The organism is Nostoc sp. (assembly GCF_036918245.1).
Taxonomy (GTDB): Bacteria; Cyanobacteriota; Cyanobacteriia; order Cyanobacteriales; family Nostocaceae; genus Nostoc.
In genome coordinates, this window is record NZ_JBALEF010000017.1 from 224,060 (window position 1) to 247,549 (window position 23,490).

At 42.3% G+C, this 23,490-nt stretch carries 14 protein-coding genes and 1 pseudogene; 6 read left to right on the forward strand and 9 right to left on the reverse strand.

All coding sequences use genetic code 11. The features are described from left to right. Nucleotides 1-23: 23 nt before the first annotated feature. The 4 genes from V7L12_RS03825 to V7L12_RS03840 form a co-directional block, all read right to left on the reverse strand. The gene (locus tag V7L12_RS03825; protein ID WP_335082273.1) at nucleotides 24-5,906 is read right to left on the reverse strand and encodes a beta-ketoacyl synthase N-terminal-like domain-containing protein; all 5,883 of its coding nucleotides are present in this window, start codon (nucleotides 5,904-5,906) and stop codon (nucleotides 24-26) included. A gap of 147 nt (nucleotides 5,907-6,053) precedes the next feature. Further along, entirely contained in the window at nucleotides 6,054-7,049 is a 996-nt protein-coding gene (locus tag V7L12_RS03830; protein ID WP_335082275.1) for a cupin-like domain-containing protein, read from the reverse strand. 23 nt (nucleotides 7,050-7,072) lie between these two features. Then, the gene (locus V7L12_RS03835; protein ID WP_335082277.1) at nucleotides 7,073-13,657 is read right to left on the reverse strand and encodes an amino acid adenylation domain-containing protein; all 6,585 of its coding nucleotides are present in this window, start codon (nucleotides 13,655-13,657) and stop codon (nucleotides 7,073-7,075) included. Between the two features lie 478 nt (nucleotides 13,658-14,135). Beyond that, the gene (locus tag V7L12_RS03840) at nucleotides 14,136-14,351 is read right to left on the reverse strand and encodes a hypothetical protein (RefSeq protein WP_335082279.1); all 216 of its coding nucleotides are present in this window, start codon (nucleotides 14,349-14,351) and stop codon (nucleotides 14,136-14,138) included. 312 nt (nucleotides 14,352-14,663) lie between these two features. On the opposite strand from V7L12_RS03840, the gene V7L12_RS03845 reads away from it, so the two are divergent. The 4 genes from V7L12_RS03845 (at nucleotide 14,664) to V7L12_RS03860 (ending at nucleotide 17,431) form a co-directional block, all read left to right on the forward strand. Beyond that, complete coding sequence (locus V7L12_RS03845) at nucleotides 14,664-15,002, forward strand: hypothetical protein (protein WP_335082280.1); 339 nt, start codon at nucleotides 14,664-14,666, stop codon at nucleotides 15,000-15,002. A gap of 52 nt (nucleotides 15,003-15,054) precedes the next feature. Further along, a complete protein-coding gene (locus V7L12_RS03850) occupies nucleotides 15,055-15,390 on the forward strand; it encodes a hypothetical protein (protein ID WP_335082282.1) in 336 nt (111 codons plus the stop codon). Nucleotides 15,391-16,103: 713 nt separating this feature from the next. Further along, nucleotides 16,104-16,331, forward strand: a complete 228-nt coding sequence (locus tag V7L12_RS03855; RefSeq protein WP_334825059.1) for an MbtH family protein — start codon at nucleotides 16,104-16,106, stop codon at nucleotides 16,329-16,331. A 281-nt stretch (nucleotides 16,332-16,612) separates the two neighbouring features. Then, nucleotides 16,613-17,431 carry a thioesterase II family protein gene (locus V7L12_RS03860; protein ID WP_335082284.1) on the forward strand — a complete coding sequence of 273 codons (819 nt, stop codon included), beginning with the start codon at nucleotides 16,613-16,615 and terminating at the stop codon, nucleotides 17,429-17,431. 482 nt (nucleotides 17,432-17,913) lie between these two features. On the opposite strand, the pseudogene V7L12_RS03865 reads toward V7L12_RS03860, so the two are convergent. Further along, a pseudogene (locus V7L12_RS03865) lies at nucleotides 17,914-18,612 on the reverse strand (ISAs1 family transposase). A gap of 142 nt (nucleotides 18,613-18,754) precedes the next feature. Here V7L12_RS03865 and V7L12_RS03870 point away from each other — a divergent pair. Both V7L12_RS03870 and V7L12_RS03875 read left to right on the forward strand, forming a co-directional pair. After that, the gene (locus V7L12_RS03870; protein WP_335082286.1) at nucleotides 18,755-19,102 is read left to right on the forward strand and encodes a hypothetical protein; all 348 of its coding nucleotides are present in this window, start codon (nucleotides 18,755-18,757) and stop codon (nucleotides 19,100-19,102) included. Nucleotides 19,103-19,531: 429 nt separating this feature from the next. Beyond that, nucleotides 19,532-20,866, forward strand: coding sequence for a GTPase family protein (locus V7L12_RS03875; protein WP_335082288.1), 1,335 nt, complete (start codon nucleotides 19,532-19,534; stop codon nucleotides 20,864-20,866). Here the strand turns inward: V7L12_RS03875 and V7L12_RS03880 are convergent. The 4 genes from V7L12_RS03880 to V7L12_RS03895 form a co-directional block, all read right to left on the reverse strand. Then, on the reverse strand, nucleotides 20,863-21,327 hold the full coding sequence (locus V7L12_RS03880; RefSeq protein WP_334825069.1) for a type II toxin-antitoxin system VapC family toxin: 465 nt from the start codon (nucleotides 21,325-21,327) through the stop codon (nucleotides 20,863-20,865). The genes V7L12_RS03875 and V7L12_RS03880 overlap by 4 nt on opposite strands. Then, complete coding sequence (locus tag V7L12_RS03885; RefSeq protein WP_334825071.1) at nucleotides 21,328-21,591, reverse strand: hypothetical protein; 264 nt, start codon at nucleotides 21,589-21,591, stop codon at nucleotides 21,328-21,330. Nucleotides 21,592-21,849: 258 nt separating this feature from the next. Beyond that, on the reverse strand, nucleotides 21,850-23,079 hold the full coding sequence (locus V7L12_RS03890; RefSeq protein WP_334825073.1) for a DUF4336 domain-containing protein: 1,230 nt from the start codon (nucleotides 23,077-23,079) through the stop codon (nucleotides 21,850-21,852). 163 nt (nucleotides 23,080-23,242) lie between these two features. After that, nucleotides 23,243-23,490, reverse strand: a 248-nt coding sequence (locus V7L12_RS03895; protein WP_335082290.1) for a hypothetical protein, incomplete at its 5' end; no start/stop codon positions are given.

The window sequence follows — 23,490 nt, forward strand, 5'->3', positions numbered from 1 at the left end:
ACTTTTTCAAAATTAAAATTAGCTTAAACTTCAGATAATTTTTCTAATTCCTCTATGATGGTTTCTTCAATAACTACAGCCAATTCAGATACAGAGGGTGCTTCAAAGAGAGAACGGACAGATAGTTCTACTTGGAAGTTTTTACGAAGCTCAGAAATTAGTACGGTTCCTATTAAGGAGTCTCCTCCTAACTCAAAGAAGTTGTCATGAATACCTACCTGCTCAATCCCTAGTAACTCTTGATAGATATCAGCAATCCTAGACTCGCTCTCATTGGTAGGAGCAACATAAGCATTTCTCAGTTGGGGTCTTTGGTATGCCGATTTAGATATGTTGGTCTTCTCTAGGACTTCTAAGGAAAATTTTTGCTCAATCTCAGTTAGTAAATCCTGCGTTGATACAACTATCTGAGGCACTGTGCTACTGAACAGAATCCGTCTAAATGCCTCAATGCCTTCTTCTGGTGTCATTGCTGGCGCAATCTCTTTCTCTGTTATAGCTCTATACAATGCTTCAACGGCTACCGCTGTTCCTAAATTGCTCCATCTATCCCAGTCAATGGCTCTGGTAAACTTGCCGTATTTAGAGACACTGTAGTGAGCGAAGGCGTCAAGAAAGGCATTTTCAGCAATGTAGTCTACCATACCCGCTACAGGTTGAAATGTACTACTTGATGAACAGAGTACAAATAAATCCAGTTTGGCATCCTTAAAGAGAATATCGAGGATTCGTGTTCCCCTGACTTTTGGTGCAAGAGCACTTGCTGCTGCCGCTTTTGTTTTTAGTTGAATAAGACCTCCTCCTGGAACTACTGCGGCATGAATCACCCCATGAATCTGACCAAATTGATGATTGGCCTGAGCGATCGCTGCTGACATTTGTTCAAGGTTGGCAACATCGGCGTTGACTACCAATACCTCTGCACCTAACGCCTCAATCGCTTGTAATTTTCGGATTTTACAGCTGATACTGTCGGATTCATCATGAGTGGATAGCCATTGTAACCACTTGTTGCGATCGGGAAAAGCTGAACGCCCAGTCAGTACCAGTTTTGCTTTTACAGTCTGTGCCAGATACTCGGCCAGTAGTAGACCAACGCCTCCTAATCCACCCGTAATCAGATAGACTCCCCCTTCCCTTAAGCGTGGTTTTCCTTCAACAGTTTCATGCAGTCGGATTGGCTCAAAGGTCTGTACCCAGCGATGATTGCCACGGTAGGCGATAATCTGATCAGATGGTTGAGTAGTGAGTTCTGTCAGTAGCTGGTCTACAAGTTTATCCCCTTGCCAACTTTGTAGTTCGGGAATAACGACATCAATACTACGACAGTTGATGTTTGGGTACTCTATCGGAATAATTTTACAGGGTCCGAGAACTAGTGCTTTCTCTGGAGACAGCACCTCTTCGCCTGTTAATTCCTGCATATTATTTGAAACGATTCCAATTTCAAGGGAATCTATAAGATTTTGTTCTCCAATTGCCTGCGCTAGAAACAGCAAACTATAAAAGTCTAAATCTTGAGAGTCTACCGATTCTATTCCTAATTCTATGTTATGAGGAGGCGTCACACTCCATAAATAAACAATTGTTTTTGGGGTCCAGTCCAGGGTGCAAAGTTCTTTGAACAAGGTGTCGTAGTCATCCCGTTGCTGAGGATTGATCGTATACACGTGTTGATCAAGTCCATCTGTAGAAGGTTTGCTCTCGCTACGAAATTGATCTCCCATCTTGACGGTAATAACATTCTGGTTCTCAAGTTTGAGTCGCTTCACTACTTGGGCACCCAAGCCACACTCATCGACAAATACTAACCAGCATCTTGGCTGAGTCAATTTCAAAGGCTGGGGTGGCATTGAGCGTTTCCAGGATGGGATATAGAACCAGTCAGCAATGTCCGGCTTTTTATGTGACAAGACTTGAGGCATCTTGTCAACATCTTTTTGATTGACTAAAGCTGTAAATGCTGCTGGTGCTGATAATGCTGCTGACGAAGAAGCCTGAGCAACAAAGACATGTTCCCCAAAGGCTTCAAATTCAGAGAAAGCTGCCACCTCAATAAAACCACAGGAGTTTAGTGCTTCCTGCCACTGCTCTTTTGATAAAAATGGATTAGCCATGTTGCGGCTGCCTTTTTCATCTTCTATGGGATTCATGATTAGAGCATCAATCATGTCCGACTCTGGTCTAGGTTGAGTGATCTCCCATAGGAGTAAGAAGCCTCCAGGAGCTAATAAAGATTGAACATGCTGAAGGGTTTCTTTGATGTTGCGGGCTATGTGCAATACATTGACAGCTACGACTACATCAAAGCTGTGGCTATTGTACCCCTGGTCTTGAGGCGATCGCTCGATGTCTAGTAAACCATATTGGACAAAAGGATACGCACTAAACTTATTTTTGGCATCTTTGACAAAAAAACCGCCCACATCGGTAAAAGTATAGTTTGTTTGCTGGGATGCTAACACAGGTAGTAATTCCACCGTGGCGATCCCAGTTCCACCGCCGATTTCTAAAATTCTTAGGTTCACGTCTGGTGGTAAAGTTATTGCCAGCTTTTCCACCATTGCCCGCATAATCCCTCTTAAGTAAACCTCAGAGGGCAAGTATTGTCGAGAAATTTCTCCTTGGTTGACTAATGTAGCAACATGCAACTCTAATGGTTCTTTTTGACCAGTAAGCACAGCTACCAGATTTTCACCAAATACCTGGATCAGGTTTATATCTTGAGGTGTATCTGCCCATCTGACTCTGACTTCTTCTAGAAGAGTGTCGATATCGTCTGTTGACGATGGTAAAAAGTTGGTAAATAGACCTTCCTCTTGCTGCAACTGACCTTGCTCTACCAGTACTTCCAGCCACCTACACAACAATTCACGATATTTAGGAATAATAGAACATTGCTTAAATAATTCCTCAATACAATACTTTTTGCCTAGATCGCTAAATGCACCTACATGCTTTAGGGCAAGGCTCATGTAAGCAGTACATAAACGATCTAACCATTGTTTGTTTGCTCGATAAGTTTGATCGTCAAATTTCAAGCTCCCTTGAATCGCTTGCATCTGAGCAGCGTCTACCAGAGATTTCCAAAGCTCTAATGTTGTTGGTCTTGGGTGGAACTGTCTGGGTGAGGGTGATGGTTGTTGTGGTTCAATCCAGTAACGTTGGCGCTCAAAGGGATAAGTCGGTAAGGGAAGACGATGACGGCGCTCATTGGCATAAAAGCCTGACCAATCAATTTGGACTCCTGAGAGCCACAACTGACCTAATGTCTTAAGCAAGAAAGCCAAATCTGACTGTCGCTCGTAGGAATGCCGGAGCGAGGGTAGTACAACTTGATCTGTAGAGGAGCCGTTATCTAAACACTGTAAAGCTAAACTGCTCAGTGTCTGTCCCGATCCCACCTCTAATAGAATCGGATTTTGTTTTTTCCACAATTGTTGAACTCCATCTGCAAAACGCACAGTTTCGCATAGATGCCTTGTCCAGTATGTGGGATCTGTAGCTTCGGCTGCTGTAATCCAAGTTCCCGTGACATTGGATAAATAGGGAATTTTGGGTGGCTGGAGGCTGACAGTTTTTACCAAGTCGGTGAAGGCTTGTGCGATCGCATCCATCATTGTTGAATGAAAGGCATGGGAAGTTTGCAAACGCCGACAGGCTAATCCCTTTTGAGTCAACTTGCTTTCTAATTCATCCACAGCGTCTATGGCTCCAGCAATCACGCACTGTTGCGAACCGTTGATTGCTGACAAAGAAAGATTCTCATTCAACAGAGGATACACCTGTTCTTCTGAAAGGGGGACAGCCAACATTGCGCCACTTGGTAATTCCTGAATCATTTGCGCTCTTTTAGCGACAAGAGTCAAAGCATCTTCAATAGACAACACCCCTGCTAGCGTAGCCGCAACATATTCACCGATGCTGTAGCCAATCATTGCCGCCGGACGAATTCCCCATGACATCCACAACTGGGCCAAGGCGTACTCAATGACAAAAATAGCTGGCTGAGTGAGATAAGTTTGATTGAGTTTTTGAGTGCCTACATCTGCTTGTTCTGTCCCACGACCTAACATTTTTCGCAAATCTAGCCCAGCAGCAAGAATGTTTTGTTTTTGCTGAGTGTCATTCTCACTGTTTCTAGTGGGATAGAGGACATCTCGCAAATCTTGACCAAGAAGCGGTTTGAGAAATTCACAACAGTAGTCAATTTGTTGCCGAAATGTTGGTTCACCTTGGTAAAGTTCACCAGCCATGTTGACATATTGAGTACCCAGCCCTGGAAACATGAAGGCTAGAGGACGTTCTTCAGTTTCTTGAACACTGGTAAGTAAACGCTTTGGATCTTCAAGTGCAGCGATCGCATCTGCAATATCTTGACAAACAACTGTCTGCCGATGCTCAAAAACTTGTCGTCCACACTGCAAGGTGTAAGCAATATCCGCGAGGTTTAAATCAGGATGCTGTTTGAGGAAATCTGCCAGATTGACAGTAGCACTTTTTAGTGCTGAGTCAGTCTTGGCAGAAAGTACTAATAATTGCCAGGGACGAGAAGGGCTAGACTCTGGAAGGGTTGGGCCTTCTTCCAAAATGACATGAGCATTAGTTCCACCGATACCCAGAGAACTCACACCTGCACGGCGAGGAATATGAGTAGTTTTCCATTCCGTCAGCTTGGTGTTGACGTAAAAAGGACTGTTAGCAAAATCAATGTCAGGATTGGGTTGTTCAAAGTTTAAGCTAGGGGGTATTTGCTGATGTTTGAGAGCCAGAGTCGCCTTAATTAAGCTTGTAACCCCTGCGGCTGCGTCTAAATGACCAATATTTGTTTTGACTGAACCGATTGCACAGAAGCCTTTTTTATCGGTACTTTCACGAAACACGTTTGTTAAAGCAGAAATTTCAATGGGATCGCCTAAGACAGTTCCTGAACCGTGAGCTTCTATATAGCTAATGGTTTCAGGTTCCACCCCAGCCAAAGCCAGTGCTTCCGCGACTACATCTGCTTGTCCATTAACGCTGGGTGCTGTGTAACCTATTTTACCAGAACCATCGTTATTGATAGCGCTACCTTTAATCACAGCATAGATATGATCACCATCAGCGATCGCCTCAGATAACCGCTTCAAAACTACAATTCCTACACCATTACCAATAATCGTTCCCTTGGCTTGAGCATCAAAGGCACGACAGTGGCCGTCAGGTGATAAAACACCGCCTTCTTGATACAAATACCCGGTTTTTTGGAGAATATTAATCGATACTCCCCCCGCTAAAGCCATATCGCATTGGTAATTTAATAGACTTTGGCAAGCGAGAGAGGTGGCAACTAAGGAAGTAGAACAAGCAGTTTGTACTGTCAGACTTGGGCCTGTAAGATTTAATTTATAAGAAACGCGAGTCGCCAGGAAATCTTTATCGTTGCCAATTCCCTTTTGGAAAATGCTAGCTAATGAAGCGCGTTGGCGCAGCCCGCCGCAGGCATCGCTATTTAAATCCAATGATAAATAATTATTTGAACTAGAACCAGCATAAACTCCAACCCGACTTTCGCAACGTTGGGAGTCATAGCCAGCATTTTCTAATGCTTCCCATGCATATTCTAAAAATAAACGATGCTGCGGGTCTGTGATTTCTGCTTCTCTAGGGTTAAAGCCGAAGAATGAAGCATCAAATAAATCTATATTTTTTAATACAGCAAGGCTTTTCACATAATTAGGATTATTAAGTAATTCTGGAACAATTCCAGCAGCAATTAATTCTTCATCTGTGAAAGTAGATATTGATTCTACTCCAGAACGTAAATTTTCCCAAAAATATTCAATATCATTAGCACCGGGAAACCGTCCCGACATACCAATAATAGCTATTCCTTCTATAGAATTTTGCGTTTCTGAAATACTCATACTTTTGCTCTAAAATTCCGATTTCTGTTATCTGCAAATCTTTAATTATTATTGATCAAAATGTGACTATTTGCCTGAAACAAATATCCTTTTTTAACAGAATTTTTCACTATATTTTAAAAAACTGCGGATCTTTATAACCAATTATTAGAGCAAACGGCTAGCCACTACAACTTTACCCAACCAAGGAAATTCCAACAACAACCCTAAAAGATTACCTATTATTGGATTTGCCTCACTTGCCGCATGTAAAACCATCTCTAAATTCCACTCATTGACTGTGTTGAAGCCCAAGGCAATAGTGCTACCAAGGTTTTCGCCTTGATGCCACCACATAGACGGAATATAGATGATTTCCCCTGAGTTTAAAATAAATTCCACTGGTTTGACATTGGCGTACAATGGAAATTTTTCTAAATCTGGGTTAAAAGCATCAATTTCCCCATCGTATACAAATTCTTGTTGATCGGGTGGTATTAAAATGAATCGCTTCCGTCCATAAATTACTCCCAGCCATGATTGCGTACAAAAACCATCAAAGTGAAGACCTAGTGATGATTCTTTACGACCCATAAAGAGGAAAATATATTGTTCAAAACCATATTTTCTCAATAATTTCTCTGGCAATCTTTCTAATAAATTATTGCAGTAAATTGGAACTTCGCAATCTTCGTACAGTTCAGGATGATCAAACAGAGGAAAGTCGATCAGGTACAGTGATTTATCTGTATCACCTGTCTCTAGATAATTTATGTAATCTCCAATAGTCATTGATATGTTAGTTCCATTATTTCTATCTCTTACACCATCGGTCTTTATTTGCCCATATTTTTTCTGAAAAAAATTAAAATCCCACTTTGCTGAAGCTTTCCAATTTTTAACTACATCAGTGATAATAACTGGCTTGCCAATAGATGCATACTCCTTAACAAAATCATCGTATGAGAGATTGCTGCGACGCTCAATAGAAGAAATTGGTGTCCAGATTAACTTACATTTATTTTTGAGCAATATTCTCTTCCGGAAATATGTACTCATCAGTATTATTAAAATCAACACACATGCCGCAAAAATTGAGACAAGAATAATTGAAAATAAAAAAACCAATGAGTGCAATGTGGTAACCAAGTTTGCTGTTTGCATAATTTTGCTAAGGTCTTTTCTACTTATTTGCGTGACTTATGAGTTTGCTTTTGTCGATTTAGAGCCAATTTCTGTTTTTCAGATCGGTTATGAATCTCTTTAAAAGAATGTTGTTCTGGCTGTTCTTGACTAAGATGTTTTGCCAACAAACTGATACTAGGATATTGAAACATTTCTACCACTGAGATATCGCGTTGCAGTTGTTCTCGCAGTTGCGCGTTTACCTGAGAAATCAGTAAAGAATGACCGCCTAGATCGAAAAAGTTATCGTTAATACTAACTTTTTCCAGACCGAGTACTGTTTGCCACGTAGTAGCAATGGTCTGCTGTAGCTCTGTTTCGGGAGCCACATAAAGGTTGTTGTGGGTAGAGTAACTTTCTGGCAACGGTAAAACGCGACGATTTACCTTGCCATTGGGGGTCAAAGGGAGCGCGTCTAAGAATATAAAAGCCGTTGGCACCATGTATTCAGGTAGTTTTTCTCTGAGGAAATCTCGGAGTTGAGGTACTTGTTCACGCACTAAGCTTCCTTGCCAGGGAGTATTAGCGTAATCGTGCCAAGGACGGGATGAAGCAGGTACAGTAGCAGGCAAACAGAAATACTGAGTAGCATTAGGTGTAGAGTGCGTGAAGATCACGTCATAGCGATCGCCTGCACCATTACCTGACCAAGTAATTTGGACTGAGTAAGGGAAGTCTTTTTCTAATGCCCAGAAGACTTCTGGCTCTACGCCTTGATTTTCAAGGGAGCTTAAAACCTGCTTAATCTCGCCTACAGTTTCTGTTGCCTCACTATTTCTCAACCACTGCACGAGCTGAAGGTCTGCGATCGCACGAGCATTCGGTACACTGGTAAGACCTAAAAATTGGGGCGCAGTTTCTCCTAAGATGCGCCGGACTGAGGATAGGGTTAAATCTTCTTTGTTCCAATCCAGCCAGGTGATTTCCTTTGTCTGAGGTGCTTTATCGTCCACATGGAGAATGACATCGTAACGGAATTTGGTTAATTCATTCCGGGAACAGCCACGCTCTAGCAAAATATCAACATGACCAATTTTAGGTAGATGCTGTTTGAGGGCAGTAAAGAAAGCGGGATCGATGACTAATTGTTTTTCCTCAAACAACTGTTTTTGCACACGCTGTTGCAATGTTTCTCTAGAGAGAGTTTCTGATGCCCGATAAAGTTGAACTGAGGCGTGGAATGCTTCCAACAAGGGCAAACTGCGAACATCTCCTAGAAAAATAAAGCCACCTGGTTCTACAGCATTGACTGCCTTTTCCAGAACCTGTAGCAAATAGTCAATGCTTGGGAAGTACTGAGCCACAGAGACAATTAACACCGCATCAAAGCTATTCTCTGTCACATCATCAAAATCTAAAGCACTTCTTTGGCTGAGTGTGACTCCTGCTAATGGCTGCTCTAGGGTGTCCAACTGCTGTTGGAGGACTTGCAGGGCATTTTGTGAGGGGTCCGTTGCCCAGTACTGCTGGCAATGAGGCGCAATGCTCAAAAGCATCAGGCCGCTACCCCCGCAACCAATTTCTAAAATCCGCTTGGGCTGCAAAGCCAAGATGCGCCCGGTGGTTTGCTCCATCCACTCACGCACTTCTTCATCTGGAATAGATGCTCCTGTGTAGCTGCTTTCCCAACCTTTGATGTAGAAGCCTGAGTTTTGAGAAGTATCAAACTTTTTATAGAGGCTATCAAAAACAGTTTGCCACTGCAAGGTTTGCTGAGTGTCTAACGCTTCTACCGTTTCCAGTTGATATTGCCCAACGACATAAGCAATCAAGCGCTGATGGTCTGAGTGATCATTGTGAGCAACGACCACGGCTTCTCGAACACCTGGGTGTTGATTGAGTAAGGCTTCTACTTCTCCTAATTCAATGCGGAAACCCCGAATCTTGACTTGATGATCAATGCGTCCGAGAAATTCCAGGTTGCCATCAGGGAGATAGCGAACTAAGTCGCCTGTCTGATAAAGACGCTCCCCAGGTTTTGAACTGTAGGGGTTAGAAATAAACTTTCCTGCTGTTAAGTCTGGTCGGTTGAGGTAGCCTCGAGCAACACCGACACCTCCAATGTACAATTCGCCAGGTGTTCCTACAGGTACGAGTTGTAGATAAGGGTCGAGGACGTAGGTTTGGACTTGGGGAATAGCTTTGCCAATCGGCACTTCGCCCGCTATCGATACTGATAAGTCACACAGTGTAGCTACAATTGTCGTTTCTGTAGGCCCGTAGCTGTTGACAAGGCGGACTCGTTGACCAACCTGCTGCTGCCAAGTAGTCAGGTGTTTTCTGTCGGCTCTTTCGCCGCCAATAATCACTAATCGCAGGGAATCGGGAAATACCAAATTTGCTGTTGCTAATTCAGCTGTAACTTGATGCCAAAAGGCAGTAGGCAAATCTAGGACAGTTACCCCCCAATCACGACACTGCTGTAAAAATTGAAGTGTCGAACTTAACATCTCATCTGTACGCAGTATGAGAGCAGCACCGCAGATCAGACAGGGAAAGATTTCTTCAGCAGCTGCATCAAAACTGATGGAAGCGAATTGCAGCACGCTATCGCTTGCTTGTAGTCCGTACTCTAAACAGGCAATTTCAGCATAACTGGCTAAAGAGCGATGCTGAATCGTCACGCCCTTGGGAGTTCCCGTTGAGCCAGAGGTGTAAATAATATAGACAAGGTTTTCTGGTTGCGTCTGATTGACAAGATTTTCTTGACTTTCTTGGGCTATAGCGCTCTTGTTTGTATCAAGGCACACGACTTGTGACTGAAGTGCAGGCAGAACAGCCAGCAGTGATTGCTGAGTCAGAAGGAGTGACACCTGAGCATCTCTCAAGATCAGAGCGAGGCGTTCTTTTGGATAGGCCGGATCTAGAGGCACATAAGCTCCTCCGGCTTTAAGGATTGCTAAGAGTCCGATGACCATCTCTAAAGAGCGCTGTATACACATACCAACAAGGATTTCTGGCCCAACTCCTAGCGATCGCAGATGATGTGCTACTTGATTAGCACGCTGGTTCAATTCTCTGTAAGTTAAATGCTGGTTTTGAAATACCACCGCGATCGCATTTGGTGTTCGCTCTACTTGTGCTTCAAACAGTTGATGAATGCATTGTTCGGAGGAATTTGGAATTGGAGATTGATTCCTACTAAGTTCCAGTAACTCCTGACAATCTGCCGCACTCAATAGTGGTAAGTTAGATAGCCGAGCTTGAGGATTAGCGGCAATGCCTGAGAGCAAATTCTGGAAATGCCACAGCATTCGGCTGATGGTGGCAGTATCAAATAGGTCAGTATTGTAATAGAAGGATGCCGCCACTTTTTGCTCTGTAATCTCAATAGACAGACTCAAATCAAACTGTGCTGTTTCGGTTTCTATTTTTAACAAGCTCAATGTTAAACCAGGCATTTCTGGTAACTGCGAGTAATCCTGGACATTGAACATGACTTGAAACAGCGGTGTCCGACTTGTATCCCGCTCTGGTTGCACTGCTTCTACCAGTTGGTCAAACGGCAAATCCTGGTGTGTGTAAGCTCCTAAAGCTACCTTTCTTACCCGCCTTAGCAACTCATCAAAAGTCGGATTGCGACTCATATCTGTACGTAGCACCAAGGTATTGACAAAAAAGCCAATTAATCCTTTTACTTCTTCACGATTACGGTTAGCGATAGGTGTTCCTACAGCAATATCATCTTGTCCTGTATAACGATAGAGAAAAGTCTGAAATGCTGCCAATAACAACATAAATACAGTTACACCTTCTTGACGAGCGATCGCCTTTAGTTGCTGAATGACTGCTTCGGACAACTCGATAGATTGTTGAGCGCCGTGTGAGGTTTGCACCGCCGGCCGTGCTCGGTCAGTGGGTAGTTGTAATGCAGCTGGTATACCCTCAAGTTGTTGCTTCCAGTAAGAGAGTTGGGTTTGCAGGATTTCTCCTTGTAGCCATTGTCGCTGCCAGTGTGCAAAGTCTTTGTATTGGACAGAGACTTCCGGTAGTGGTGAAGAACTTCTGGTTAAGAATGCTTTGTACAGTAATGCTATCTCTTCTAAAAATACCTCAGTAGACCACCCATCAGAGATTATGTGGTGCATCTCCAGCAAAAGAATATGCTCTTGCTGTGCTAGGCGCAAAAGTTTAGCACGTAATAATGGCCCCTGCGTTAGGTCAAAAGGTTGTTGACTTTCGTGAGTCAAGAATTGTTGGACTGCGGTATCGCCCTGTGATTCTATATTTTTTTGATAATCTATTACTGATAAAGATAATTTTAAGGAAGAAGCAATAATTTGCGCCGGCTGTCCATTGACTGTTGTAAATGTGGTTCTTAAAGTCTCATGTCGCCGGATAATTTCATTCAGACTTTGTTCTAGTAAAGTAATGTCAAGCTGACCTTTGAGATTCACAGCTAAGGAAATATTGTAAGCTGGGTTTCCTGGTTCCAATCGGTCAAGGAACCATAGTCGCTGCTGGGCAAAAGACAGGGGATATACTTCAGCTGGCTGGACTTGGCTAAGAGACTTTGAGGGGATGAAAGCTTCTGTTGTCATTTGTGCCAGTATTTTGGTGATGAGCGATCGCGTACTCATCCCTTCAAAAAAGTCTGCTACGGATACTTCTACTTCTAAATCAACCTCAATCCGATTTTTCAACTCAAATACTTTTAAAGAATCAAGTCCTAGCGTGCTTAATGGTTCTTGTGGATTAATATCATCTGTTGCAATTGAAAGTACTCTCGCCAAAAGTTCAATCAGATATGATTCTAAAATCGGTTGACACTCCCTTGGGGAAAGCGACAAAAGTTCAGAACGTTGTAATTGAGTTTCGTTTCTGGCAATATCACTAATCTTAAGAATGTCACTTTCAACTACATTCAATTCACAATTTTGAAACTGAGCACGAGTTGCACGACGTTGAATTTTACCGCTAGAAGTCTTGGGTATACTACCTGGTTTAATTAAAACCACAGCATAAACTTGTATTTCATGTTCTTCAGTAATCACTTGGCGAATTGCACTAGCTACTTCTGCTAAATTTGGCTTGGCGCGAAACTCTAATTCTTGTACAACTACCAGCCTTTCTTCTTTGTTAACCTCTACTGTAAATACTGCATTAGCACCGGAACGTAAGGATGGATGGCTGCGTTCTGCGCTTAATTCGATATCTTGCGGGTAAAGATTGCGACCGCGAATAATAATTAAATCTTTTGCTCTACCTGTAATGAAAAGCTCACCATTGTCCAAAAAGCCTAAGTCACCAGTCCGTAAAAACAATCCCTCTTTTGTGTCTTTCAGATAGGCGTGGAATGTTTGCTCTGTTTCTTCTTTCCGATTCCAATAACCCTGACCTACACTCAGTCCAGATACCCAGATTTCGCCAATTTCATCAGATGAACAGTGAGTTAATGTTTCAGGATTAACAATAACAATCTGTTGTTGAGGAATAGTTTCACCACAACTGACAAAGCTTTGGCTATCTTGACTCTGGGTAGTTACTTCGACTATTTGGTTCTGTGAAAGTGCAGATTTCTCTACTGTTTTTACTTGGGCTAAAGCTGTTTTGACCCCACCAGAAACTATCAAAGTTGCTTCTGCCATACCGTAACAGGGGTAGAATGCTTCTGGACGGAAGCCACACTCAGCAAAGGTGGTTGCAAATTGCTCAAGAGTATCTTGTCGGACTGGTTCAGCACCGTTAAATGCAACACTCCAACTACTTAAGTCGAGAGTTTCTTTTTGTTCTTGAGTAATCCTTTGAATACACTGTTCATAAGCAAAGTTAGGACCACCACTCGTTGTGCCTTTGTAGCGGGAAATTGCCTGTAACCAGCGGTAAGGTCTTTGCAGAAAAGATGCTGGCGACATTAAGATGCAACTAAACCCGCCATACAAAGGTTGCAAAATCCCACCAATCAATCCCATATCATGGTAAACAGGTAGCCACGAAACAAACTTACTGCTGGGTGAATGTTCCATCATTTGGTAAGTTACGGCGGCATTATGCAGCAGATTGCCATGACTGAGCATGACTCCCTTTGGTGTGCCTGTAGAACCCGATGTGTATTGCAGAAAGGCTAGGGTATCCGCATTAATTGCAGGTTGTTGCCAAGAATCTTCTATACCCTGCGCGATGTTGTCAGTTGTCAGCCAGTGAAAATTTCCCTGTTTTGTTTCTGGTATGAGTATTGATTGTAATGTGGGGAGCATTGCTGTTGTGGTGAGAGCAACACTTGCCTGTGCATCTATGCTAATAGCTTGTATTCTAGGCGTTTTACGTTGATTACGAGGCGGGTAAGCTGGAACTGCCACTACCCCGGCATATAGACAACCAAAAAATGCTGTTAGGTAATCCAGTCCAGGAGGATACAGTAATATGGCACGTTCTCCACTCAAACCAAGAGCTTGGAGTTGAGCTGCTACAGCACGACTGCGCCGATCCAATTCATGGTAAATCAGCGTTAATTCCTGAGTCTCTCCATCTTCAAGAAAAGTGAACGCTTGTGTGTGCGGCATCTTGAAACTGCGATCGCGCAGAATATCAACAATAGTCGCACACTGAGGGGGAATTTCTGGTAATTTATTGATAAATTGAGTCATTATTATGCTTCAGCTAATCAGATGCACACAAACAATAGTGGCAAAATTAATCTCACACTCACTCCTGGCTGAACAAGGGTTTGAGCAGTTGTTGTGGGTATCTTAATTTAAAAATCCACTTAAATACAGCTAACCTTAAACTGACATACCTCTTTCTGGCTCAAAGTGCTGCCTTTACAGGATTATTTAATTGAATTGGTAAAACTCAAAGAACAGACCTCAATGCTGCTCTAGGGAAAACAGGGCGAAATTAGTAAGTCAGCCATGTAAGCTTCTATATTGCTAGTAATTTTCATTTAGACTTTCTTACATTACTAGGGATTGTGGTATTTGGCAATCCTGTAATTAATAGCGAATAATTATCAATATTGGAAATATGTGTCGTTTTAGACTATTATCAAAATATTCTATGACTTTTGATAGATGTCAACGGCTGCAAAAAGGTTACTGCTTTCAACGACCTGATTTTGGCTGAAGTCTAAGGATAGTCCAATGGCTTAGTTGTTAATCGGGACTGTGCGATCGCCTGATGACAACGCTCAATAGCAGCATCTCCTGCAAACACTCGCCGATTTAGCTGATGAGCGATTTCGATCATATCCGCACTTGCTAGCCAGGGAAAAATTACTATATCCCCAGATGCCGAAAACATCTTGATTAGCTGTTCAATCATCTGCTCCTTGTTATTTCCCAATTGCTCTAACTTCAAAACAAATGGCTGAACCCGCAGCTATAACGTTAAAAAGAGAGAAGGATGAAGAAAAATGTGAAGTGAGTAGCTTGATTTGTTACCTAACTAATGATAATCTTTATTATTAATTAAATTCAGTAGATCAAAAAGTTTTCCAATGGTCTTACCAGTCCTTTACTTGAGTTGGGGAATATAATTCTCTAAAAGCAGCTTAGAATCTACCTATTGGCTTAACCTTGTAACTTGGTATCCCATTCACCTTTATACTTGTCTGAGGAGTGGATGCGATGCCTACGGCGGGCTACGCCTACGCAGATGTCTATTAGTTTTGCGGCAGAAAATCTTGTGAATCAGAAAGAACCTTTTTGCTTTATGATTCCTGACAGTATTGCTCTGACAGCTTGGCTTGATCCATCATTAACAGCGCATCAGAAGTTAATTTCTCATCCCTTGGGTGTAAAAAAACTAACGAGCGTAAAAATCACAATTAATAGCGAGAAACATTTGACTGATGCTATGTCTCTGCTTAGTACACATAGTGCTGTCGCTATTGAACAAGGGGAATCTCCACTACTACAGTTGACCTTTGACAAGGGTATCAGAGAAAAAAATCTTGATGCACGACCAATTCTGCCAATTTTGTTGAAATATTAAAACATAGCCTGATAACATCACTGGCGAAAAGAATGTGAACTGAGGTATTACTATGGCAACAATGAGAAAGTATTGCAAAGCTTACTCTTTGAAAAAATTACGTGAGTTCAGTCAGTGGACTGAGTGTGCTGAAAATACAAGGAGAGAAAACAAATCAGTTGAGGGGAAGGAAGTCGAAAGTAATAGAGAGTTAACTGATGATGACTTTCTTTACCTACAAGAAAATTACCTAGTGACTGATGGGATTTTCAAGGATGAGAATATCATTTTTGACAATATAACTCCCGAATGGAAAGAGTTTTGCTACAAGACCTTAGCATTTGAGATTTCAGTCTACGAGCCTGTACTTGTACAAGCATCAACAAATCAAAACAAAAGTGATTCTTAAGAGGAAGACATCTGTATCAATGAATTAGTGCAACGTTTGTCAGAAGGGGAACATTCTATTTAAGCAAGCTTATGACCTGAAAAAACAGCTACAGCACTAACAATACCTTTGCCAAAATAAGAGCCTATAAAAATTTTGGCAAAAACGGCAAAATGACTCATATATAAGAGTTTAGCTGACAAGGTAGCTTGTCAGATCAAACCCTTGATACTGCTGGCAATACCTTAAAAAATGCTTGCGAGAAACCTTGAAGGAATTTTTAGGACTTATTGTTTTTGCCAAACCTTTGAGAACAGGACGTTAATGCATCAACTCAGCCTCGTAAATTGGCGAAGGTATTGCACTAAAAGAAAGTATTGACCGAGGGTACGTACATATCAAATTCACAAATACTAGCGGAGGTACTGATTTAGGTGTCAGACTCGACCCAGAAGCATCTAATTTGCAAGAAGCTGACTTTGAGCATCAAACACGGAGGGTTCATCTGGTTAGGAACTTGACACTTAATTACGTGAAAGTTCGATGTATTGCAGATATTGAACTGGCAAGTTTAGAAGGTAAGGGACACCTTGAAGCAGTGGAATCGTGAGATTTCCCCGTGTAAATTATTAAGGTTTATGGACTAGTAGACATCGGGGTAAATAAACCACTCATTTGAAATGCCTGAAACCCTTTCCCAAATTTAATTACGTTTAAATAGCAGGATACACATTATGTACCAAGACGACAAAGAAGACACAACAATTTACAAAGTTGTAGTCAATCATGAAGAACAATATTCCATTTGGCCAGCCGACCGAGAAAACGCACTCGGCTGGAAGGATGCTGGCAAAAGTGGTTTGAAACAAGAATGTCTAGATTACATCAAAGAAGTTTGGACTGATATGAGACCACTTAGTCTTCGCCAGAAAATGGAAGAAGCTGCTGGGCGTAAATCATAACGCATTTGATTTTTCGTAAAGGTTGTCCAAGGTCAAGAGTCAAAGATCAAAAAACTCTGGACTCTTGACCGAAGCAACGTACTCCTTCGGGGATATTGCTAGCAATAGCGTCTTGTAGAAAGTATCTTCATTCTGATTCTTGGATTCTGAATTCTTCTTCAAGCGTCTTGTCGGAAAAAGAATTAAATGACTTGTGACAGTCTTCTCCTGTGGTCGCTGCTGTGCGTAGCTTGCTTAAGAGGAGGGGTACACGGAAAAAAGTGCAATTTCGACATGAAAATATGACAACCACACGAACATTTAACTCTTGGCTAACATATACCAAACCTAATCCTCAGGCTTCAGTGCGTTTATTCTGCTTCCCGTATGCAGGTGGTAGTTCTATCATTTTTCGCAGATGGGCTGAGAGTCTACCTAAAACTGTCGAAGTTTGCTCTATTGAACTTCCTGGACGAGGAACCCAGATGAAGTCAGCCCCATTCTCGCGGCTAGAACCTCTTGTCGGTGCGATCGCCCAAGCGCTGACAAGGAATAAGTTTGCTTCCGCCTTGCTTCCACATTTAAACAAGCCATTCGCCTTCTTTGGTCACAGCATGGGAGCAGTTGTTAGTTTTGAGCTAGCCCGTTTACTCCGCAAACAGTACGGTCTTGAACCAGTACATATGTTTGTTTCCGGCCGCCGCGCTCCACAAATTCCCGATCTAGATCCACCTATCCATGCTCTAAGTGAGCCTGAGTTCATAGAAGAACTACGCCGTCTCAATGGTACTCCCGAAGCACTGCTGGAAAATGCCGAATTAATGCAACTTCTTGTGCCGATTCTAAGAGCAGACTTTGAAGTTCTAGAAACTTATATCTATGCTACCGATCCCCCACTTGATTGTCCTATTACTGCTTTTGGTGGCTTACAGGATCAAGAGGCTAATTGCGATGAACTTCGAGCTTGGCGCGAACAGACAAATGCTGCATTCTCACTACAGATGTTCAGGGGCGATCATTTCTTTTTACACTCAGCCCAATCACTGCTGCTACAGTCACTTTCTCAAGAACTACAGCAAATTACCAATAAAATAGACCGTCTACAGAAGAATTCTGATTGACTCTGCATTATTCTTAATTTTGCCTTGCATTTCTAATTAGTAGAATGTATTATCCACTAAGATTTGTTCAATCAGTATCTACAAAATCCTTGAGCAGAGCGCAAATAAAAATCTCACCTGGTTGAGGAAGAATTCAGAACAAGAAAGTGGTGGATACCGTGCGGGATCTTGCTACAGAATCGCCGTTAATTAGAGACCGCTAAATCTTCTCCTACCAGAGAGTCTGCTTGAACGATTTAGCGCAGTATTTCACCCTTATTCATCCGGTGTTTGGGTTCGACAGGAGGATTCCAATTCATACTGAATGATGATTCCTGAATTCTGTTTTAATCAACCAAATGCAATACTTTGAAGGCATATCTTTACAAATTTGTCATTTCCGTTTAGGGGTTAAGCGTTCTGAGATCATTCAAGCAAATAACTCTCAGAGTACAAGTGGATTTCTCATGTAAAATATTCAATTCAAATTTTGATATATTAGTTTAAGCCAATGCTAAAATTTGTGTTAAATAGTTGTTATCCATCGCGGTAAGAAACTGTTTGTTTTTTATCCCACGTTTGACACGCTTCTCTTTACTTAAAAGATTGACTGCAATGTACCGCAATACTGCAAAATTTACTGGTGCATTATCCTTTCTAATTCTACAATCATCCTCTCTCAAGGCGACATCTAATACCCAATGTAATGAGTTTTCTATTCCCCAATGGCTGCGGATAGAATTGGCGAACTATTCAATATTTCCTTCAAGACTACTGAGAAAATAACGAGTTTCAACTGTTGTTTTACCATTTAGATTGCACTTTGGTGACTATTTTTATCGTGGGAACCACATAAAGTTTTTCCGTCAATTGCCACAACTTCACCATCTGTTATTTTCTGGATTGATTTCATCCAACAAAGAAAACATTCTTGAAACTGTTGAGGGTAAATTTTATGCAAATACTCGTGCAAAAGTATCATGACATGAAATGCCATTTGGCAACTCGAAAAATTTTTTTAACGACTCATACTTTGCACAACCATAAATCTCTATTGCTACCCAACCATCCGCTCCACAAATCACAGCACATAAGGCAATGGTCATGATATCGATTAACTTGTGTCGCTTTGTGCGATCTATTCGTGGATCTTCTATTACCGTAAAATGATCAGCAATCGTGACTTTAGGTTTGAGCTTCATCGAATCAGAATAAGCAGATAATTCTCTTTGGAGCAACTGTTAGAATACCACGTTCTTGGAGAGGCAGCCGTCGGCTGCCTCTAACTTCCCCGTCATAATGATTATCATTACTGTAAACGGGAATATTTAATTCCTCAAAGTCATGTCTGAAAAGGGTCTTGGTAAATTCGACTCAAATCCTGGCTCGTTAATATTTAGATGCGTTTGCCCTGGGGGATTTGGCAACTTTATTTTTTATGGGGGTTCTTTTTGGACTTTTCAACCAGCTAATGAATCTTATTACACTGTGAATAATGGTGTTTTAACATTAAAAACTGCAATTACTGGTTTCATTCAAGACCTTGCCGAACCGGGGAGTGATTTTATTGTTGATAGATATAGGATTCTGAAAGCAACTTTTTCTGTTGTAGAGTTGAAAAAATTGACTCGTAATGGTACACCTCAGCCTGAAAAGAATTTTCTTCTTAAATACAAAACAATTAACCTTTAGCATCGACATGGGTTCGTCATGCTTAGAATTCTCTTATGTATGAGCGATCGCTGGCAAATACAACTTCAGCTACACTTCCTGTAACTCTTGAGAAACCTGAATTTCTGGCATTGGCTCTAGTGCCCTAGTTATAGGCGAGTATCGGCAGTAGCAGATAACCACAGCCTCAAAATCATGATTTCAACCCCCCAACACCTGCAATATCTCCCTCACTGCCGCTTTCTCCCCTACCTGTCATCTTTTTCAGGCTTTATCAACCGTCGAACTCACGTTAATTTATTTATGGGGTTTGCACGCCGCAAAGTATTTGTTTAGAAAGCTAAACAAATACTTTGCCGATGAGTAGATTGACTTTAGAAAAACCGAGTTTGACAGTAGGATAAATATAGACAGAATGTCGTTTGAATTCCATCTACCGTTTTCATAGGAATGACTGAGCAACGTGATTCTGACTCACCGTCAACTGATTCTCAGCAATTGAGTAAACCGACCGATGGAGCAACTACCAAGTCGGTCGATAATTCCTGGACAAATCGCATTGGTGGTGTCTGGAACAAAGCAACAACACGTCTAACACAACTCCTACCCGTAGAACAACTGGCACAGACAGTTGTGGAATGGTTTAGTGTGAGCGATACTCAGGTTGCAGAGATTTTAGAGAAAATCCGAGCCGAACTGCCAACCACAGAAGCGCTGCTAATTGGTAAACCTCAAGCCGGAAAAAGTTCCATTGTCCGAGGATTGACAGGAGTTTCTGCTGAAATTGTCGGTCAAGGATTTCGCCCACACACACAACACACCCAGCGCTATGCCTATCCTTCCAATGACCTGCCGTTACTGATTTTTACTGATACAGTAGGGCTGGGTGATGTCAAACAAGATACTCAAACAATTGTTCAGGAGTTAGTTGGCGATTTACAACAGGAAACTCGTTCCGCCAGAATTCTGCTTTTGACGGTTAAAATCAATGATTTTGCAACTGACACGCTACGACAAATTGCTCAACAGCTGCGCCAGAAGTATCCAGACATTCCCTGTCTGCTGGTAGTGACTTGCTTGCACGAAGTTTATCCTGGCGATACCGTCGATCATCCCATTTATCCGCCAGATTATCAGGAAGTCAATCGTGCATTTGCCGCCATGCAACAAGCTTTCGCAAAAATAACAGATCGCTCTGTACTCATTGACTTTAGCTTAGAAGAAGATGGCTACACTCCGGTATTTTATGGCTTAGAAGCACTGCGAGATTCCTTGGCAGAACTACTTCCACAAGCAGAAGCCCAGGCGATTTATCAGCTATTAGATCGAGAAGAATCTGGGAAGCAACTTGGCAACCTTTACCGAGATGCTGCCCGCCGTTACATTTTGCCATTTGCGATTATGTCTGCCACCCTCGCCGCTGTACCTCTGCCATTTACCACAATGCCCGTACTCACTGCCTTGCAAGTATCAATGGTGGGTCTGTTGGGTAAATTATATGGGCAGACAGTTACGCCATCTCAGGCGGGAGGAGTTGTCAGTGCGATCGCAGGTGGTTTTTTAGCACAGGCAATTGCCCGGGAGTTGATTAAATTTATACCAGGTATTGGTAGTGCGATCGCCGCCTCTTGGGCAGCCGCTTATACCTGGGCGCTAGGGGAAGCAGCTTGCGTTTACTTTGGTGATTTAATGGGAGGTAAGAAACCCGATCAACAGAAAATTCAGTTGGTGATGCAAGAAGCATTTAAAGCGGCGCAAGAACGGTTTAAGGGAATTGAACGTTAGGGGTAGTTGTTGGGGTTTTCAATAAGTAGACCTTCACTTGCTGCGGCTGCATTCAATTCGGAATCAGCAGATACAAATGTTACCAGAGGTAAACTGTTAGCTATGCAGAGGGCATTTACTGCACGACCAGCCCCTAACTGAACTGCATCGTAGCCTCGTAACCCGTATGCTTCAGCTAATACCATTGCAGAGTTGATAATGCTCTCTGTGATTTCGACTACTTGGTATTCAGACCGGAGATCGCTTTTAAACTGATTACATACTGCGATCGCATCAGTAGCAATGATACTTCCACCACGCGATCGCCGTGTAATAGCAGCGACAATTTCAACACTAGTAATAGCAGCAATCAGTACATCATTTTTTAGTCGCGGCTCAAATAAACTCAAAACCCATGCTGAACCTATCTCACTGACGTAGCGTTTTACCAGCGCACTGCTATCTAAATAATAAGCTGCCATCTAGCAGCGTTCCTCAATAATTGTTTCAGAAACAGTTTTACCCTGTACCTGAATAAGTCGCTGTTCAGTTTGCTGAATATAAACTGGTTGCTTGAGTTGTTTTACCAACCCAGAAGTTAACAGTACTTTGTGAAATGTTGTCCGTTGAGTAACTTGTTCTTGCTCAACAAGATATCTCTGGATAACCTGATTCAACTGCTGTAACTCCTCTGGCTCTAAAATTTCAAGCTGATTGAGGATTTGATTAAGAATTGCCTGTGGCATAGGCTTCTACGGTTTACCTGAGCTAGTTTATTTATTATTCTACGGTGGACATAACTTTACTTAGGAACTTCAAGTTAAAAAAATATCCCATCCATGCGTGACGCTCCGCGAACATAGGGGCGCAAGGCCTTGCGCCCCTACAAATCTAGAAAGAATTTGGGATAATTTGTTTTTTGCAAGTCCCTTAATCATTTGTGAAAAACTCATAGGGTAGCACAGTCAGCCATACTACCAAAGCATGGGTTGCATACCGCTCTCCTACACCTTCTCCTTTGCTGCTGGCACAATGCCAAACTTATTTAAACCAGCATCGATTACTCTAAGTGTTTTAAAATCCTCCTCTGGTAAAGCATAGCTGCTACTATTCAACAAACCCCCACTTACAACAGGCTGCTTTTCCAAAAAAGAGAAAGCTTGGCGAAACTGATGCGGTTTAGCTTTAATCGGTGAATCAAAGTGGCAGGGAATTATCCACTCGAAGTCCCAACTTGCAACTTTATCAGCCCAGTCAATGGTTTCCTTCGGGGCGCGGTTGAGAATCAGCGTTTGTAAAATTGGTGCGACAAACAAACGTCCATCACCTCGTAGGGCATCAAACGATCGCTGCCAATCTGACTGCCATTTAAAGGGATACAATCCAAAATAAGCTTTCCTTGAGCGTTCTGGGGCTTTTAAGGAATCTTGTAACACCTGACTCCATCGGCGTATATCTAATGCCCTTGGTTGAAAGTACAAAGTAAACAGACAGATGCGCTGCCAACCCTTACGGCGATTTACCTGAATATCTGCAACAATATCAGAAGCACGATCCTTGGCATGGAATAGTAAAGGATATGGATCTAAGAGAACGATCGCAGGTGGATCTTCTGGGATCGAAAGCACAGAATCTGTGACTAAAAGAGTATGCGATCGCTTGTGAAAAAAAGCAACTTCTGCAAACCTACCAGGCCCAAGGCCGATGGGCCCCAGCATTGCATAATCAAACTCGTCAGCAAAGGGTGTTTTGCTGCTATCTTCTGGAAGTACTTGAGTTCGTTTTGGGGGTAAGCCAAGCCAGCTAAGGGGGAGATTTAGCGGGAAACTCCACTGATGGGGAGCCACAAACACCTGTGCAGTCGGAAAATATCTGGCGAAGGGGCCAACGAAGACCTTGTGTTCTATACCAGAGATAGTTGGCAGAATAATGTACTTAATATTGCCATATTCTGCCACCAACTCATTCACAAGTCTGATGCACTCTGGGGTTGGTGCAACAGGCGCATAGACAAGAAGACCCCCAGTTTCTAGCTTCACAACAGTCATGCGAATCGGTACAACAACGTAGAAAATGCCCTGAATCTGGTCAAAATTCCAGATTGTGTTCTTAAGCACTTCTTGACGAATTGTCTGCCGCCTACCATAGGGGTAGAGTGGCACAACAGGCCATAATCCCCAGGAAAAATCCCTTGGATAAATCTGTTGTGTATTGACTATGCGCTCATTAGCCACTCTGCAACCCCCTCCAAATTCCCAATACTCAAATTGTTTTATTTGCTCTCCACGAAGTTGGAGTTTAGCAAATTGTTGAGATAATAATACCAATTTGTAATTCGTAATAGTCACCAAAGGCAAGAAGCAAGCTAGGTAATTCGTAATTCGTAATTAAAAGGGGTTAGACTTCGGCGTTCGCATTTGTTGATTCGGCGTTCGCATTTGTTGATTCGGCGTTCGCATTTGTTGATTCGGCGATCGCATTTGTTATTTCGGCGATCGCATTTGTTGATTCGGCGATCGCATTTGTTACTTCGGCGATCGCATTTGTTGATTCGGCGATCGCATTTGTTGATTCGGCGATCGCATTTGTTGATTCGGCGATCGCATTTGTTGATTCGGCGATCGCATTTGTTGATTCGGCGATCG

Excerpts from the sequence above, each read along its gene's own strand:
- V7L12_RS03855 (WP_334825059.1), top strand. The coding sequence starts at position 16,104 with ATGTACCAAGACGACAAAGAAGACACAACAATTTACAAAGTTGTAGTC.
- V7L12_RS03825 (WP_335082273.1), bottom strand. The coding sequence starts at position 5,906 with ATGAGTATTTCAGAAACGCAAAATTCTATAGAAGGAATAGCTATTATT.
- V7L12_RS03830 (WP_335082275.1), bottom strand. The coding sequence starts at position 7,049 with ATGCAAACAGCAAACTTGGTTACCACATTGCACTCATTGGTTTTTTTA.
- V7L12_RS03875 (WP_335082288.1), top strand. The coding sequence starts at position 19,532 with ATGACTGAGCAACGTGATTCTGACTCACCGTCAACTGATTCTCAGCAA.
- V7L12_RS03885 (WP_334825071.1), bottom strand. The coding sequence starts at position 21,591 with ATGCCACAGGCAATTCTTAATCAAATCCTCAATCAGCTTGAAATTTTA.
- V7L12_RS03870 (WP_335082286.1), top strand. The coding sequence starts at position 18,755 with ATGTCTGAAAAGGGTCTTGGTAAATTCGACTCAAATCCTGGCTCGTTA.
- V7L12_RS03850 (WP_335082282.1), top strand. The coding sequence starts at position 15,055 with ATGGCAACAATGAGAAAGTATTGCAAAGCTTACTCTTTGAAAAAATTA.
- V7L12_RS03880 (WP_334825069.1), bottom strand. The coding sequence starts at position 21,327 with ATGGCAGCTTATTATTTAGATAGCAGTGCGCTGGTAAAACGCTACGTC.
- V7L12_RS03835 (WP_335082277.1), bottom strand. The coding sequence starts at position 13,657 with ATGACTCAATTTATCAATAAATTACCAGAAATTCCCCCTCAGTGTGCG.
- V7L12_RS03860 (WP_335082284.1), top strand. The coding sequence starts at position 16,613 with ATGACAACCACACGAACATTTAACTCTTGGCTAACATATACCAAACCT.
- V7L12_RS03845 (WP_335082280.1), top strand. The coding sequence starts at position 14,664 with ATGTCTATTAGTTTTGCGGCAGAAAATCTTGTGAATCAGAAAGAACCT.